Origin of the sequence: Okibacterium sp. HSC-33S16 (genome assembly GCF_024171565.1) — a bacterium.
GTDB lineage: Bacteria > Actinomycetota > Actinomycetes > Actinomycetales > Microbacteriaceae > Mycetocola_A.
On record NZ_JALJZZ010000006.1, the window covers coordinates 227,591 to 242,849 of the forward strand.

Genomic DNA, 15,259 nt, shown 5'->3' on the forward strand with positions numbered 1-15,259 from the left:
CGCGCGAAGCATCCGTTACCAGCTGGAGTCCTCATGTTCTGTCCTTTCTGCCGTCACCCCGATTCGCGCGTCATCGACTCCCGCACCAGCGACGACGGGCTTTCCATTCGACGCCGGCGTCAATGCCCCGAATGCGGACGTCGCTTCAGCACGACCGAAACCGCGAGCCTCAACGTGATCAAGCGGTCCGGTGTGGTCGAGCCGTTCTCGCGGGACAAGGTGGTCTCCGGTGTGCGCAAGGCCTGCCAGGGCCGGCCGGTCACCGACTCTGACCTCGCCGTTCTCGCCCAGAAGGTCGAGGAGTCGATTCGCCAGACCGGCACCAGCCAGATCGATGCCAACGAAATCGGGCTGGCCATCCTCACCCCGCTGCGGGAACTCGATGAGGTCGCCTACCTGCGCTTCGCGAGCGTGTACCAGGCGTTCGACTCGCTGGAAGACTTTGAAGCAGCCATCGCCTTGCTGCGCGTTGAGCATGCCTCCGGCGCGGCAGCCGAGACGACGGGCAGTGTCGAGGGCTGATGTACCCCTTCTTCTTTGCAACGGTCCTGTCGAAGCTCGACCCTGAGTTCGCTCACCACCTTGCCTTCGACGTGATTCGCGCTCTTCCCAAACTGCGACTCTCGTCGGCGATCCGGAAGCACACCCGCCCGACTACCGACCTCAGCGTGTCGACCCTCGGGCTCACCTTTCCCACGCCGTTCGGTGTCGCTGCTGGCTTTGACAAAGATGGCAAGGCCGTCATCGGGCTGGGGCTTCTCGGCTTCGGCCACGTGGAGGTCGGTACGTTGACCGCGCACTCCCAGCCCGGCAATCCGACACCACGGTTGTTCCGCCTGGTCCGCGATCGCGCCGTGATTAACCGCATGGGCTTTAACAATGGTGGAGCGGCGGATGCTTCGAAGCGGCTGAGCAAAATTCGTCACGTCGCACACCGCCCGGTGCTCGGAGTCAACATTGGCAAGAGCCGGGTCGTGAAGGTCGATAACGCTATCGACGATTACCTCACCAGCACGAAGTTGCTTGCCCCGGTCGCCGATTACCTGGTAGTCAACGTCAGCTCGCCGAACACCCCGGGCTTGCGTGGACTGCAAGAGCTCGACAAGCTCGCGCCGCTCCTCACCGCGGTGAAGGCGGAAGCCGGATCGACCCCGCTCCTGGTGAAGATCGCCCCCGACTTGAGCGACGATGAGGTCGTGCGCATCGCCGAACTGGTTGTTTCGCGCGGGCTCGACGGCATCATCGCCACTAACACCACGATCTCGCGCAACGGACTGGTGAGCGACCGGGCCGTCATTGACGCAGCGGGTGCAGGTGGGCTGTCCGGGGCTCCGCTCGCCGCACGCTCACTCGAGGTACTGCGGGTGATCCGACGGGTCGTGCCGAGTTCCCTCTGCGTCATCTCTGTCGGGGGAGTGTCAACGGCTGACGATGTCGCCGAGCGCCTCGATGCCGGAGCCACCCTCGTGCAGGGATACTCGGCGTTTTTGTACCTCGGGCCGTTGTGGGCACGCCAGATCAACCGAGGGCTCTCGCGTCTCCGAGCCCACTAACCGCACGCGCATGACACGCAAAACCGCCTCACCGGAATTCCGATGAGGCGGTTCTCGATCTGAGAGTGAGTTACGCCGGGTAGTTGCCGCGCTTGACCTGCGGCTTCGGCAAGCGCAGTGCACGTAGCTGGAGGGCGCGCATGCCGGCGTACCAGCGAACTCCCCGCTCATCCTTGTCGGCGCCGAACTTCGCGCGAAGCTTCTTGCGAACGGTGAAGCCCAGGAATACGCAGTCGGCCAGGGCGATGATGAAGAACGCCCACAGTGCGAGCATGCCGTACACCTGAATCTCAGGAGACGGAATGAAGGTCAGGATGATGACGACGAACATCACCGGAATGAGGAATTCGCCGACGCTGAACCGGGCGTCAACATAGTCACGCACCCAGCGCTTCTGCGGACCGCGGTCCTTCTGAGGCAGGTAACGCTCGTCGCCAGCGGCAAGCCCGAGTCGCTGCTTCTCCCGTTGCTCAGCCAGCTTCGCGCGCGCGGCCTGCTTCGCCTCTTTGCGATCTCCGGGCACGAGCGGACGCTTGTTGAGTGCTTCCCGCTCCTTGCGCGTGGGAGTGGGGCGCCCCTTGCCGGCGGCGATTCGTTCTGCCGTCTGCTCAGGGGTTTCGATGGTGGGCTCGGCGGGCGAGCCGGGAGTGTGTTTGGTCACGGTGGGTCCTTGCGCTGGATACCTCTTAAGATTACCTGCATGACCTCTCCCGCGGAAAACTCCACAGAACAGCCGAAGACTCTCGATACCGACATCACCGCCGCTGTGCAGGGGCAGCTGCCGTCGACGATCGCTGACCTGTCTCGCCTCGTGCGAATCCCGAGCGTGTCGTGGGCTGCCTTTGATCCGTCGCACGTTCGTGCGAGCGCTGAAGCTGTCGCCGCGTTAGCTGAGGAGACGGGGCTCTTCGAGTCCGTCGCCATCAAGCAGGCCGCGATCGACGACACGCAGGAACTTGGCCAGCCGGCTGTCATAGCCAGGCGCGCGGCTCGCAATGGAGCGCCGACCGTGCTGCTCTACGCGCACCACGACGTTCAGCCTCCGGGAAAAGACGAGGACTGGGATTCCCACCCGTTCGAGCCGACCGTTCGCGGCGACCGCATTTACGGACGCGGTGCTGCCGACGACAAGGCCGGTGTCATGGCCCACATTGCGTCTCTCCGAGCCCTCAAGGACGTCCTCGGTGCCGACTTCGACCTGGGGCTCGCGCTCTTCATCGAGGGCGAAGAGGAGTTCGGCTCGCGCTCATTCGCGAACTTCCTGGTCGAGAATAAGGACGCCCTCGCGGCCGACGCGATCATCGTCGCTGACTCAAACAACTGGGACGAGGTCACCCCAGCCATCACTGTCGGGCTCCGTGGAAACGTCACCTTCCGGCTCACCGTCCGCACCCTGGAGCACGCGTCACACTCCGGCATGTTCGGGGGAGCGGTTCCCGATGCCATGCTGGCCACCATTCGGCTGCTCAACAGCTTCTGGGACGAGGCGGGCTCGGTCGCCGTGAACGGACTGACGAGCTACGACGGACAAACCCCTGACTACTCCGAAGAACAGCTCCGTTCCGAAACCGGACTGCTGCCCGGAGTGTCCCCCCTCGGCACCGGCTCTTTCCTGTCCCGCATCTGGAACCAGCCCTCGATCACCGTGACCGGCATCGATGCGCCGAGCGTCGCAAGCGCATCGAACACCCTCTCACCCGCGGTTTCGGTCAAGGTCAGCGTGCGTATCGCTCCTGGACAGGATGCAACGGATGCCGCGAGCGCGCTGCGAGCGCACGTCGCGTCGAACACTCCATTTGGAGCGGAGGTTGTGATCGACGATCTCGATCTCGGTAACCCATTCCTCGTGGACACCTCCGGTCCGGCATTCGGCGAAGCGAAGCGCGCGATGAAAGACGCGTGGGGAGTGGACGCTGTGGAGCTGGGTGTCGGCGGATCGATCCCGTTCATCGCGGATCTCGTACGGGTTTTTCCGTCGGCCGAGATCCTCGTCACCGGCGTCGAAGATCCGCACTCACGAGCGCATAGCCCGAATGAGTCGCTTCACCTCGGAGTGTTCGCCCGGTCCGTGCTCTCAGAGGCGCTCCTGCTCGCGCGACTCAACGCCACGGCGCGCTGAGCAACGGCGCGAACCGACTCTGCCCATCACAGGGATTTGCCCGGTTGAGGGATTACACTGAAGCCAGATTTGAACCATGCTTGACCACGATCGAGGAGAGTCATGAGCGACACAACGCTGACATCCACCCTGCCCACCACGTCCGCACACGGTGTCGGCCTGAGCGATGCCGCAGCCGCAAAGGTAAAGAGTCTCCTCGAGCAGGAGGGTCGCGACGACCTTCGCCTCCGTGTGGCAGTGCAGCCCGGCGGCTGCTCCGGACTGATCTACCAGCTGTACTTTGATGAGCGCGTGCTCGACGGTGACGCAACCGTTGACTTCAACGGCGTCGAAGTTATCGTTGACAAGATGAGTGTTCCCTACCTCGACGGCGCTTCGATCGACTTCGAAGACACCATCCAGAAGCAGGGATTCACCATCGATAACCCCAACGCTGGCGGTAGCTGCGCGTGCGGAGACAGCTTCCACTAGGCGCTTTTTCAGGAATTTGTGCAGGGGACACGCCAGATCTGGCGTGTCCCCTGGCGCATTTAACCCGCAGCGACCGGCGGAAATCGGGCCATGACGGTGCAAATGGTCGAGAGCGGTAGCCCCATTCGGGCTAGACTAAAAGCTGAAACAACACTGTCATCGAAAGGTCCCAGGTGCGCTCGAATCGTCGACTCCGATGGGCTGCTATACCGGTCGCAATCACGCTTGTCGTGGTTCTCGCCGGCTGTACCCAGGCCGAACTTCACGGTTATCTTCCAGGTTTCCTGGAGGGTGAACCGCCCGTAACAAACCACACTGAGCGTGTGGCAGGTCTGTGGGTAACCTCATGGATCGTACTTCTGTGCGTTGGTCTCCTCACCTGGGGACTCACCCTGTGGGCAATCGTCGTGTACCGGCGCCGGAAGGGCCAGACCGGCCTGCCCGCGCAGATGCGCTACAACATGCCCATCGAAATTTTCTACACCATCGTTCCGCTCATCCTCGTGCTTGGGTTCTTCGCGTTCACCGCGCGTGACCAGGCGATCATCGAGACGCAGTTCGATGAGCCTGACGTTGAGATCGAAGTATTCGCCAAGCAATGGGCATGGGACTTCATCTACGCAGACGCGGTTGATGGCGAAGACGTGTGGACGTCAGGTATCCAGGCGCAGCGGTCTGAAGGCGGCAGCGTCGACCAAGACCAGCTGCCGACTCTGTACCTGCCGGTCGGGGCTGACGTGCGTATCGCTCTCCAGTCGCGAGACGTCATCCACTCGTTCTGGGTCATCGACTTCCTGTACAAGAAGGACATGTTCCCCGGCAAGACCAACTACATGTCGATCGTGCCCGAACGTGAAGGCACCTATGCCGGCAAGTGTGCCGAGCTGTGTGGCGAATATCACGCCGACATGCTCTTCAACGTGAAGGTCGTCTCTCAGGACGAGTACGACAACTACGTTCAGTCGCTGTCCGACCAAGGCAATGTCGGCGACTACGGAGATGAGTTCTCCCGTAACGCAACACTCCCCGGCACGGACGCACCGGAGCGTGTAGAGGAAGGCGCTTACTAATGGCTACGACTATCGAGCTTCCCGCGGGTCAGGCGAAGGTTGTCAACCGCAACCGCGTCGAGAGCAAGGGAAACGTTCTGGTCAAGTGGATCACCTCCACTGACCACAAGACGATCGGGTACATGTACCTGATCGCGTCCTTCCTGTTCTTCTGCCTCGGCGGTGTGATGGCACTGATCATCCGCGCGCAGCTCTTCGAACCGGGCCTGCAGCTGCTCGAGACGAAGGAACAGTACAACCAGCTGTTCACCATGCACGGCACGATCATGCTGCTCATGTTTGCGACGCCACTGTTCGCCGGCTTTGCCAACGTGCTCATGCCACTCCAGATCGGTGCGCCTGACGTTGCGTTCCCTCGACTGAACGCGTTCGCCTTCTGGCTGTTCCTTTTCGGCAGCCTTCTGGCTATCGGCGGCTTCCTCACCCCTCAGGGTGCGGCGTCCTTCGGCTGGTTCGCTTACGCACCACTATCGAGTACGACGTTTACGCCGGGAATTGGCGGTAACCTCTGGGTTCTCGGCCTCGCACTCTCCGGTTTCGGAACGATTCTCGGTGGTGTGAACTTCATCACCACCATCATCACGATGCGTGCTCCGGGTATGACGATGTTCCGCATGCCGATCTTCACCTGGAACACCCTGGTGACATCGCTGCTGATCCTCATGGCCTTCCCGGTTCTCGCTGCCGCGCTGTTCGGACTCGGTGCAGACCGCGTGTTCGATGCCCACATCTACGACGCCGAAAACGGTGGAGTGATCCTGTGGCAGCACCTGTTCTGGTTCTTCGGCCACCCCGAGGTGTACATCATCGCGCTGCCGTTCTTCGGAATCGTGAGCGAAGTGTTCCCGGTCTTCAGCCGCAAGCCGATCTTCGGGTACAAGACGCTCGTCTACGCAACGATCTCGATCGCTGCACTGTCCGTCACCGTGTGGGCACACCACATGTACGTGACCGGCTCGGTGCTGTTGCCGTTCTTCTCACTCATGACGATGCTCATCGCGGTCCCAACGGGTGTAAAGATCTTCAACTGGATCGGCACCATGTGGCGCGGATCTGTGACGTTCGAGACCCCGATGCTGTGGGCAATCGGATTCCTGGTCACCTTCACGTTCGGCGGACTGACCGGTGTCATCCTGGCGTCACCGCCTCTGGACTTCCACGTCTCTGACACCTACTTCGTCGTCGCCCACTTCCACTACGTGGTGTTCGGAACTGTCGTATTCGCGATGTTCTCGGGCTTCTACTTCTGGTGGCCCAAGTGGACCGGCAAGATGCTCAACGAGAAGCTCGGCTACTGGCACTTCTGGTTGCTCTTCATCGGTTTCCACACAACGTTCCTCATCCAGCACTGGCTCGGTGTCATGGGCATGCCTCGTCGTTACGCGACGTACTCGCCTGAAGACAACTTCACCTGGATGAACCAGTTGTCGACCGTTGGTGCCATGATCCTCGCGCTCTCGATGCTGCCGTTCTTCCTGAACGTCTACATCACCGCTCGTAAGGCACCGAAGGTCACCGTCAACGACCCGTGGGGCTACGGCGGATCGCTCGAATGGGCCACGTCCTGCCCACCGCCTCGCCACAACTTCACGTCGATTCCGCGGATTCGCTCGGAGCGCCCCGCGTTCGACCTGAACCACCCTGAAGCAGGTATCCCGGTCGGCGTTGGCCCCGCGAAGGATGCGCCCGACACCCCAACCTACGACCGCGCTGAAGGTGAAGTGAAGTAATGAAGGCTAACGTCAACCTCTTCTGGATCCTCGCCGTCTTCTTCGCGATCATGGCCGGTGTGTACGTAGTCTGGAGTCTCACCGACCCCAACTACGGCGCAATCGAATGGGCAGGAACCACGGCGCTGACCCTGTCGGCCGTGCTCGCTCTGTTCGTCGGGTTCTACCTCAGCCGGGTGTTCAAGCACCAGGGCGGGGCTCTGCCCGAAGACACGCTCACCGCCAACATCGATGACGGCGACCCCGAGCTCGGGCACTTCAGCCCGTGGAGCTGGTGGCCCATCATCCTCGCGGCCGGTGGCGCCCTGATGATGCTCGGCCTTTCCGTCGGGTTCTGGATTTCGTTCATTGCAGGCCCGCTCCTGCTGATCGCAATCGTCGGCTGGACCTACGAGTACTACCGCGGATTCCACGCTCGGTAGAGTCAACCTCAGACAGAGGGCTACACACCAGTCGGTGTGTGGCCCTCTGTCGTTGTATCCGCGCTCCTGAAAGCCACACGGCACACCTCGCCACGAGACAGGAGAGCGGATGCCACATTGCGGCTTCCAGCACGCCGAACGGTGTGCGGCGCGACGTGGTGCTGCACACCGGCCGTGCGTCTCTCACAGCCTCGAGCGCTGTGGTGCCATCGGGTGTAGGACGGAACGCCGGGCGTGCCGCTCACGGTGGCGCTGAACGTCATTGGGCTGTGCTCGCTGGATGGCGGTGTCGGTGTCGGTGCTCTTCCTGCGTTGGCCGTGCTCGGTGCCGGGCATTCGCGGCGTGCTTCGCGCCCAGTGGACCCATAAACGGTTCGCGGGTGTCAGGCGCGGGATGTGAGGCGGAAGGTCTGGACGGTCACGGATGCCGTTATGACGGAACGCCCAGGTTTCGCCGTCGACGTCCCGGTCTCCTCGGCACTCGTTCCAGCCGCCGCAGCAGGAGTGTGGTGAGCTGAGGGTCCCATGCCGATGAGGTTGTCGACTGTGACCGGGTCGAGGTTCATCTCGAATTCCACGAGGGTTCGCTCGACCTCGGAAAACCACGGTGCGGCCGACTCGGCGAGTGCGCCAGGCTTGCCGTCAGGGATGTCGAGCGCACGCCCCGCGGCGCGGAGCTCGCGGAGGTGGCGGGTCGTCGGCACGACCGCAATGAGGAATCCGCCCGGCCGAAGGGCACGAACGAACTCGGGCAGGTTTCGTGGAGCGAAGACGCTCACAATACCGGAGAGTGAGCGGTCCACAAAGGGCAGGGGCTGCCAGACGTCCATGACGACGCCGGCGGCCTCCGGCACGGCGCGCACGGCCATCTTGACGGCTGCGGGGGACAGATCCGCCGCGACCGGCTCGACGACAGTGCTGTTCGAGCGGAGCGCGTGTGTCGCTGTGCGCAGGTAATAGCCGGTGCCACAGCCCAGTTCTGCCAACCGCACCGATGGTGTGTCGTCAGACTCAGCGACCCCAGAATCGAAGTGCTCATTGGGTGGAGTCGCAACGGCTGCAACGCAGGCGGAAGCGACAGCATCCGCTATTCGAGAATAGCTCCCGGTCTCGAAGAAGCGACTGCGTGCGTCAAGCATGGCCTGACTGTCGCCGATCATCCGGCTTGACGGCGGCAGGAGTGAGACATAACCGCGCTTGTTCACGTCAAAGCGGTGCCCCACCTCGCAGCCCATGACGAGTGCATCGACGGGGGAGAGGAGCCGGTTCTCGGACCGGGAAGAAAAGCAGAACGGGCAACGAAGCCCCTCCGCAAGATGTCGGAGGATCAACGTTGCCCGTTCTGGAATCTGAATTTAGTGGTGTTCTCCGTGCGAGGACTCGATTTCGGTCCGGCTCACGGGGGAGATGCGGTCTTCGAAGAACCAGCGGGACAATCCGGCGCGAACCTTCTGTCCGGCAGTGATCTTGCCGCGAGAGTTCGGGCGGATCATGAGCGGCTTGTACTCTTCGTGGCTGACGAGCTTCCAACGCTCGTAGTCCGAGACCGGCTCGTGAACCTCGATGTACTCGCCGCCGGGGAGGCGGACGATGCGACCGGATTCGTAACCGTGAAGGGCAATCTCGCGATCCTTCTTCTGCAGGCCGATACAAATCCGCTTCGTGACGAAGTAGGCGATGATCGGGCCGAGGAAGAGCAGCGCCTGGAGCGTGTGGATGACACCCTCCATCGTGACGTGGAAGTGCGTCGCGATGATGTCGGAGCTTGCTGCTGCCCAGAGGACGGCGTAGAAGGTCACACCCGCTGCGCCGATCGCCGTGCGGGTAGCCGCGTTGCGAGGACGGTCGAGGATGTGGTGTTCGCGCTTGTCTCCGGTGATCCACGCCTCCAGGAAGGGGTAGAGCATGACGGCGACGATGAAGAGCCCGATGACCGCGAGCGGCAGAAGGATTCCGAACGAGAACGTGTGGTTGAACAGGACGAGGTCGAGATTCGACGGGGCCAAACGGAGCCCACCGTCGGCGAATCCGATGTACCAGTCAGGCTGTGTTCCCGCCGACACTGGCGACGGGTCGTACGGGCCATAGTTCCAGATCGGGTTGATCGTAAAGAGCGATGCGATGAGCATCACGACACCGAAGACGATGAAGAAGAATCCGCCGGCCTTCGCCGCGTACACGGGGAGGACGGGGTATCCGACAACGTTCTGCTGTGTGTGGCCCGGCCCGGCGTACTGGGTGTGCTTGTGCACCACGACGAAGAGCAAGTGCAACGCGATGAATGCGAGGACCATTGCCGGAAGCAACAGGATGTGCAGCGAGTACAGGCGGCCGACGATCTCTGTGCCGGGGAACTCTCCACCGAACAGCAGGTAGGAGGTCCATGTTCCGATCAGCGGGATTCCCTTCACCATTCCGTCGATGATGCGCAGACCGTTTCCGGAGAGCAGGTCGTCGGGGAGGGAGTATCCGGTGAAGCCTTCGGCCATCGCCAGGATGAACAGGACGAACCCGATCACCCAGTTGAGCTCGCGCGGCTTGCGGAACGCACCGGTGAAGAAGATGCGCAGCATGTGCAGGCCGATGGAGGCGACGAACAGCAGTGCAGCCCAGTGGTGCACCTGACGCATCAGGAGGCCACCGCGGATGTCGAAGGAGAGATCGAGGGTCGACGCCATGGCGGCGCTCATCTCGACACCCTTGAGCGGGATGTAGGAGCCCTCGTAGTGGACCTCAGCCATCGACGCCTGGAAGAAGAAGGTCAGGAAGGTACCGGACAGCAGGATGATGATGAAGCTGTAGAGCGCAACCTCACCGAGGAGGAACGACCAGTGATCCGGGAAGATCTTCCGGCCGAATTCCTTGACGGCAGCCGAGATGCTCGTGCGCTCATCCAGGTAATTGGATGCCGCAGCGGTGAAGCCGCCGGACTTCTTGGCGGGTGCCTTAGTGGTGTCGGCAGGGGCCGTGACGGTGCTCAATGACGCTCCCAGAAACTTGGGCCAACAGGTTCGAGGAAGTCGCTCTGTGCAACGAGGTAGCCCTCGTCGTCAACAGCGATCGGAAGCTGCGGAAGGGGACGGGCGGCCGGTCCGAAGATCACGGCACAGTGGTTGGTCACATCGAACTGCGACTGGTGGCAGGGGCAGAGGAGGTGATGCGTCTGCTGCTCGTACAGAGCGACGGGGCAGCCGACGTGGGTGCAGACCTTCGAGTACGCGACGATGCCGTCGTACGACCAGTCCTTCTTGTCCTCGTCTTCGACGAGTTCCTCGGGGTTGAGGCGCATGAGGAGAACGATAGCTTTCGCCTTCTCCTCGAGGTAGCCGTCGCTGTGGCCGAGGTTGGCGAGCTCTTCCGGGATGACGTGGAAGACAGAACCGATGGTGACGTCGGACGCCTTGATCGGAACACCGGAAGGGTCACGGGCGAGACGGTCCCCCTTCTTCCACATGGTGTTCTGAAGCAGGTTCACCGGGTTGGCGTCCTCACCCTCGGGAGCGAGGCCGCGGAAGAGGACAACAGCGGGGAGCGGGAACGCAATGAGTGCACCGATGAGGCTGTTGCGAATGAGCGAACGTCGCCCGAAACCGGACTCTTCGTTGGCTTCAGCAAAGATCTCAACGGCACGTTCACGTGTCTCGACCGAGCCGCGCGTCGGGTGACGCATGTCGATGCCCTCGCGGTCGTGCATGAGGGCTTTGCCCCAGTGAACGGCGCCGATACCGAGCGCTAGCAGTGCGAGCGCAAGACCCAGACCGATGAACAGGTTGTTCGTGCGTACCGATGCCAGGTTCTCGGGCTCGATCGGGAACATCATGTAGGCGGCAATGGCCCAAATGCTTCCCGCAGCCGAGAGGTAGAACAGCGTGTAGACGGTGCGTTCCGCGCGCTTTTCTTTCTTCGGGTCCAGATCCGTCACGCGGGGCCGGTGCGGGGGGAAGCCCGGGTTCGGTACCGCGTCCGTGGCCACAACCGCCGTGCCGACGGCATGTTCAGTGCCGTGGCCGTGGTTTGACGAGTCGGCAGCGGCGAGATCCGTGCCGCTGTTACCGTCCTGTGCCATTGTGCTCCTTAGTAGTTCTGCGCTGTGTCATTGCTGCACTGCTGCTTAGTTTGATCGCGCCGTGATCCACACGGTCAGGGCGACGACTGCCCCGAGTCCGAAGATCCACATGAAGAGACCTTCTGCGACAGGACCAAGGCTCCCGAGGGCGTGTCCACCCACTGTGGAGTTCGCCTGGGTGAATTTGAGTGACGTAATGATGTCGCGCTTGTCCTCGGGGGTGAGGTTCGCGTCATTGAAGACGGGCATGTTCTGCGGACCGGTGACCATGGCCTCGTAGATGTGAACCGGCTCAACTCCGGTGAGTGCCGGTGCGAACTTTCCCTCGGTTAGGGCTCCACCTGCGCCGGCAACGTTGTGGCACATTGCGCAGTTCACGCGGAACAGTTCAGCACCGTTGGCAGCATCGCCATCAGCCTGGAGCAGCGACTCGTCGGGGATGCTGGGGCCGGGGCCCGACGTTGCGACGTACTCAGCAAGCGCGCGCACCTGCTCGTCCGTGAATTGCACCGGCTTCACAGGAGCCTGCGGCCCCTGGGCCTGCAGCGGCATGCGGCCGGTGCCGACCTGGAAGTCGACTGAGGCTGCTCCGACACCGATCAGGCTTGGTGCCTCATCGGTGCCCTCGAGGGCAAGGCCGTGGCAGCTGGCGCAGTTGGCCTGGAAGAGCTTCTTGCCTTCCGCAACGGTGCTGGCGCTTGCGGCGTGTGCCGTTTCCGCGCTGGCCGTTGAGGTCGAGAAGGCGGCGTATGCGCCTCCCGTGAAGAGAAGGCCGACGGCGATCAGGGCTGTTGTCGCCAGCGGTGAGCGGCGTCCTGTGTTCCTCTGTTGACGAGGAGAACGATTGTGATTCCTAAACATTCGCGTGCAGTCTTCCGGTTCTATTTCAGTACGTAGATGACGAAGAAGAGGCCAATCCAGACCACGTCAACGAAGTGCCAGTAGTACGAGACGACGATGGCGCTCGTCGCTTCCTTGTGGCCGAAGGTCTTGACGGCGTATGCGCGACCGATGACGAGGAGGAACGCGATAAGGCCACCTGTGACGTGGAGACCGTGGAAGCCGGTGGTGAGGTAGAAGGCCGAACCGTAAGCGTTCGAGGAGAGCGAGACACCCTCGCTGACGAGCGTTGCGTACTCGAAGATCTGGCCGGCGACGAAGATAGCACCGAGCGCGTAGGTGAGGAAGAACCACTCGACCATGCCCCACTGGGACGGCTTCGGACCGACCGATCGCGGCTGCATCCGCTCGGCTGCGAAGACACCGAACTGGCAGGTGAACGACGATGCAACAAGGATGATCGTGTTCGTTGTCGAGAACGGGATGTTCAGCAGCGACGTTTCGCTCGCCCAGAGGTCGGGGGCGACCGACCGAAGGGTGAAGTAAATGGCAAACAGGCCGGCGAAGAACATTACTTCGCTGCCGAGCCACACAATGGTGCCAACGGCTACAGGGTTCGGCCTGTTGATCTTCTGGGCTCTCGCCGCGTAGTTCAATGAGGTGCTCGTCACTGTTCCATTATGGCCGATATTCCGGCGCGTTTTTCGCATTCGGGCCCTCGAACGGGCAAGTCTTAAGTTAGGTAGTCCTTAGTTCTGACCGGCAATGTGCAGTGAATTCGCCGCAGGAACCCCGCTAGCTAAGCTTGGCCCTATGTCTGATTCCCTTTCATGGCCGCAACTTCTGTCGACACTGCTCTCCGGGGAGGACCTCAGTGTCGCTGAGGCGACCTGGGCGATGGAGAGTGTGATCAGCGGACAGGCCAGCCAGGCGCAGATCGCCGCGTTCCTCGTGGCCCTCCGGGCGAAGGGTGAGTCGGTCAACGAGATCGTCGGATTCCGCGATGCGATCCTTGAGCGTGCCGTTCCGCTTCCCGTCGATTCGATGGCACTCGACATCGTCGGCACCGGTGGAGACCGTTTTGGCACTGTCAACATCTCGACCATGGCCTGTGTTGTCGTCGCGTCGACCGGCGTTCCCGTGATCAAGCATGGCAACCGGGCGGTCAGCAGCGTTTCGGGAGCGAGCGACGTTCTTTCCGCGCTGGGAATCGACCTCACGCGCTCACCGGACCAAGTGGCATCCGCTCTCAAAGAAACGGGAATCACGTTCGCCTTCGCGTCCGCATTCCACCCCGGATTCAAGCACGCGGCACCGGTGCGGGCCGATCTGGGCATCCCAACCGTCTTCAACTTCCTCGGGCCCCTGTGCAACCCGGCGCGACCGGAAGCGTCCGCGGTCGGCGTTGCCCAACTCGACCGGGTGCCCCTGTTCGTCGGAGTGTTCCAGACCCGCGGGGCAACCGCACTGGTTTTCCGCGGAGACGATGGGCTTGATGAACTCACAACCACCGGGCACTCGCACATCTGGGAAGTCAGCCGCGGACTGGTCACGGAGCATGATCTCGATCCGCGGGACCTCGGGATCCCGTTGGTCAAGATGAGCGAGCTCATCGGCGGTGACCCGGAGCACAACGCCGGAGTTGTGCGTCGGGTGCTCGGCGGGGAGAAGGGTGCGGTGCGCGACATCGTGCTGCTCAACGCCGCAGCGGGACTGGTGGCGTACCGGCTCGCCGAAGACCCGGCCCAAATGCAGGTGTCGATCCTCGACCGTTTTGCTGCGCAACTCGAGGTGGCCCGAGACGCTCTTGACTCCGGTCGCGCGGCTGCCAAGCTCGATGAATGGGTCCGAGGAGCGAGCGCCTGAACCTTACTTTCAGGGGTGCTTCGGCGCTAGGTTGAGTGACAGGCCCTCCGGGCCCCCGGGACCTACCATTTGCCACACCTGTTATTTGGAGAGAGTTCAATGAAGAAGCTCATCAATGACCCGAAACACGTCGTCGACGAGGGCGTCGCCGGATTCGCGGCCGCTCACGACGACATCGTCCGGGCATCAACCGATCCTGTCTTCGTTGTGCGCACGGATGCGCCGCGAAGCGGAAAGGTCGGAATCGTGTCCGGTGGAGGAAGTGGTCATGAACCGCTGCACGCTGGATTCGTCGGCTACGGCATGCTCGACGCTGCCGTTCCCGGTGCCGTTTTCACCTCGCCAACGCCCGACCCCATTGTTGCCGCCACGAAAGCGGTCGATGGGGGAGCGGGCGTGCTCCACATCGTGAAGAACTACACCGGCGACGTTCTCAACTTCGAAACGGCTGCGGACCTCGCGGCTGCGGATGGCGTCAACGTACGCAGCATGATCGTCAACGACGACGTTGCCGTGCAGGATTCTCTCTATACGGCAGGGCGGCGAGGCGTTGCTGGCACTGTGCTCGTCGAGAAAATCGCCGGAGCAGCTGCGGAGCGTGGTGATTCGCTCGAGGAAGTCACCGCCATTGCTGAACGGGTGAACGCCAACGTCCGCTCCATGGGTGTCGCTCTCACACCGTGCGTCGTCCCGCATGCGGGGGAGCCGAGCTTCATCCTCGCGGAGGATGAGATCGAGATCGGCATTGGTATCCACGGCGAACCAGGTCGCGAGAAAATCAAACTCGAGCCTGCAGACAGTATTGTCGAACGGATGCTCGGACCCATCGTTGATGATCTCCCGTACACCTCCGGCGATAAGGTCCTCCTGCTCGTGAACGGAATGGGCGGCACCCCGCAGGTTGAGCTCTATATCGTCTACCGGCACGCCGCTGAGGTGCTGAAGAGCCAGGGGATTGAGGTTGTGCGTTCACTCGTCGGTAACTACACCACATCGCTTGAAATGCAGGGCATGTCGCTCTCCGTGCTCAAACTGGATGACGAACTCACCGAACTGTGGGATGCACCGGTGCAGACCGCCGCGCTGCGGTGGGGGCGTTGATTCAGCGTCGTCAATCACTTC

General features: G+C 62.3%; 15 protein-coding genes. 9 read left to right on the forward strand and 6 right to left on the reverse strand.

Annotation, left to right across the window (positions count from 1 at the left end; genetic code table 11):
• Nucleotides 1-33: 33 nt before the first annotated feature.
• Both nrdR and L1277_RS14250 read left to right on the forward strand, forming a co-directional pair.
• Nucleotides 34-522, forward strand: a complete 489-nt coding sequence (gene nrdR, locus L1277_RS14245; protein ID WP_253377318.1) for a transcriptional regulator NrdR — start codon at nt 34-36, stop codon at nt 520-522.
• Nucleotides 522-1,553 carry a quinone-dependent dihydroorotate dehydrogenase gene (locus tag L1277_RS14250; protein WP_253377319.1) on the forward strand — a complete coding sequence of 344 codons (1,032 nt, stop codon included), beginning with the start codon at nt 522-524 and terminating at the stop codon, nt 1,551-1,553. The genes nrdR and L1277_RS14250 overlap by 1 nt, the downstream gene beginning before the upstream one ends.
• A 70-nt stretch (nt 1,554-1,623) precedes the next feature.
• On the opposite strand, the gene L1277_RS14255 is transcribed toward L1277_RS14250, so the two are convergent.
• A complete protein-coding gene (locus L1277_RS14255; RefSeq protein WP_253377321.1) occupies nt 1,624-2,214 on the reverse strand; it encodes a DUF3043 domain-containing protein in 591 nt (196 codons plus the stop codon).
• Nucleotides 2,215-2,253: 39 nt separating this feature from the next.
• On the opposite strand from L1277_RS14255, the gene L1277_RS14260 reads away from it, so the two are divergent.
• The 5 genes from L1277_RS14260 to L1277_RS14280 all read left to right on the forward strand — a co-directional run bounded on the left by L1277_RS14260 (nt 2,254) and on the right by L1277_RS14280 (nt 7,365).
• Nucleotides 2,254-3,672 (forward strand): dipeptidase, encoded by a 1,419-nt coding sequence (locus tag L1277_RS14260; protein WP_253377323.1) that lies wholly within the window; start codon nt 2,254-2,256, stop codon nt 3,670-3,672.
• Nucleotides 3,673-3,774: 102 nt separating this feature from the next.
• Entirely contained in the window at nt 3,775-4,143 is a 369-nt protein-coding gene (gene erpA / locus L1277_RS14265; RefSeq protein ID WP_253377325.1) for an iron-sulfur cluster insertion protein ErpA, read from the forward strand.
• Nucleotides 4,144-4,316: 173 nt separating this feature from the next.
• The gene (coxB, locus tag L1277_RS14270; protein WP_253377327.1) at nt 4,317-5,213 is read left to right on the forward strand and encodes a cytochrome c oxidase subunit II; all 897 of its coding nucleotides are present in this window, start codon (nt 4,317-4,319) and stop codon (nt 5,211-5,213) included.
• Nucleotides 5,213-6,943, forward strand: coding sequence for a cytochrome c oxidase subunit I (gene ctaD / locus L1277_RS14275; RefSeq protein WP_253377330.1), 1,731 nt, complete (start codon nt 5,213-5,215; stop codon nt 6,941-6,943). The genes coxB and ctaD overlap by 1 nt, the downstream gene beginning before the upstream one ends.
• A complete protein-coding gene (locus L1277_RS14280) occupies nt 6,943-7,365 on the forward strand; it encodes a cytochrome c oxidase subunit 4 (RefSeq protein WP_253377332.1) in 423 nt (140 codons plus the stop codon). Before ctaD ends, L1277_RS14280 begins: the two co-directional genes overlap by 1 nt.
• A gap of 383 nt (nt 7,366-7,748) precedes the next feature.
• Here the strand turns inward: L1277_RS14280 and L1277_RS14285 are convergent, their stop codons facing one another.
• The 5 genes from L1277_RS14285 to L1277_RS14305 all read right to left on the reverse strand — a co-directional run bounded on the left by L1277_RS14285 (nt 7,749) and on the right by L1277_RS14305 (nt 12,981).
• Complete coding sequence (locus tag L1277_RS14285; protein ID WP_253377333.1) at nt 7,749-8,504, reverse strand: class I SAM-dependent methyltransferase; 756 nt, start codon at nt 8,502-8,504, stop codon at nt 7,749-7,751.
• Nucleotides 8,505-8,720: 216 nt separating this feature from the next.
• Entirely contained in the window at nt 8,721-10,346 is a 1,626-nt protein-coding gene (locus L1277_RS14290) for a ubiquinol-cytochrome c reductase cytochrome b subunit (protein ID WP_253377335.1), read from the reverse strand.
• Entirely contained in the window at nt 10,343-11,431 is a 1,089-nt protein-coding gene (locus tag L1277_RS14295) for a ubiquinol-cytochrome c reductase iron-sulfur subunit (protein ID WP_253377337.1), read from the reverse strand. The genes L1277_RS14290 and L1277_RS14295 overlap by 4 nt, the downstream gene beginning before the upstream one ends.
• 45 nt (nt 11,432-11,476) lie before the next feature.
• Nucleotides 11,477-12,292: a c-type cytochrome gene (locus L1277_RS14300; RefSeq protein ID WP_253377339.1), complete on the reverse strand. Its 816-nt coding sequence runs from the start codon at nt 12,290-12,292 to the stop codon at nt 11,477-11,479.
• 20 nt (nt 12,293-12,312) lie between these two features.
• The gene (locus L1277_RS14305; protein ID WP_256481723.1) at nt 12,313-12,981 is read right to left on the reverse strand and encodes a heme-copper oxidase subunit III; all 669 of its coding nucleotides are present in this window, start codon (nt 12,979-12,981) and stop codon (nt 12,313-12,315) included.
• Nucleotides 12,982-13,084: 103 nt separating this feature from the next.
• On the opposite strand from L1277_RS14305, the gene trpD reads away from it, so the two are divergent.
• Entirely contained in the window at nt 13,085-14,137 is a 1,053-nt protein-coding gene (gene trpD, locus L1277_RS14310; protein ID WP_253377341.1) for an anthranilate phosphoribosyltransferase, read from the forward strand.
• 99 nt (nt 14,138-14,236) lie between these two features.
• Nucleotides 14,237-15,238: a dihydroxyacetone kinase subunit DhaK gene (dhaK, locus tag L1277_RS14315; RefSeq protein ID WP_253377343.1), complete on the forward strand. Its 1,002-nt coding sequence runs from the start codon at nt 14,237-14,239 to the stop codon at nt 15,236-15,238.
• The last annotated feature ends 21 nt before the right edge of the window (nt 15,239-15,259 follow it).

Excerpts from the sequence above, each read along its gene's own strand:
- nrdR (WP_253377318.1), top strand. The coding sequence starts at position 34 with ATGTTCTGTCCTTTCTGCCGTCACCCCGATTCGCGCGTCATCGACTCC.
- L1277_RS14250 (WP_253377319.1), top strand. The coding sequence starts at position 522 with ATGTACCCCTTCTTCTTTGCAACGGTCCTGTCGAAGCTCGACCCTGAG.
- L1277_RS14260 (WP_253377323.1), top strand. The coding sequence starts at position 2,254 with ATGACCTCTCCCGCGGAAAACTCCACAGAACAGCCGAAGACTCTCGAT.
- erpA (WP_253377325.1), top strand. The coding sequence starts at position 3,775 with ATGAGCGACACAACGCTGACATCCACCCTGCCCACCACGTCCGCACAC.
- ctaD (WP_253377330.1), top strand. The coding sequence starts at position 5,213 with ATGGCTACGACTATCGAGCTTCCCGCGGGTCAGGCGAAGGTTGTCAAC.
- L1277_RS14280 (WP_253377332.1), top strand. The coding sequence starts at position 6,943 with ATGAAGGCTAACGTCAACCTCTTCTGGATCCTCGCCGTCTTCTTCGCG.
- L1277_RS14285 (WP_253377333.1), bottom strand. The coding sequence starts at position 8,504 with ATGCTTGACGCACGCAGTCGCTTCTTCGAGACCGGGAGCTATTCTCGA.
- L1277_RS14295 (WP_253377337.1), bottom strand. The coding sequence starts at position 11,431 with ATGGCACAGGACGGTAACAGCGGCACGGATCTCGCCGCTGCCGACTCG.
- L1277_RS14300 (WP_253377339.1), bottom strand. The coding sequence starts at position 12,292 with ATGTTTAGGAATCACAATCGTTCTCCTCGTCAACAGAGGAACACAGGA.
- L1277_RS14305 (WP_256481723.1), bottom strand. The coding sequence starts at position 12,981 with ATGCGAAAAACGCGCCGGAATATCGGCCATAATGGAACAGTGACGAGC.
- trpD (WP_253377341.1), top strand. The coding sequence starts at position 13,085 with ATGTCTGATTCCCTTTCATGGCCGCAACTTCTGTCGACACTGCTCTCC.
- dhaK (WP_253377343.1), top strand. The coding sequence starts at position 14,237 with ATGAAGAAGCTCATCAATGACCCGAAACACGTCGTCGACGAGGGCGTC.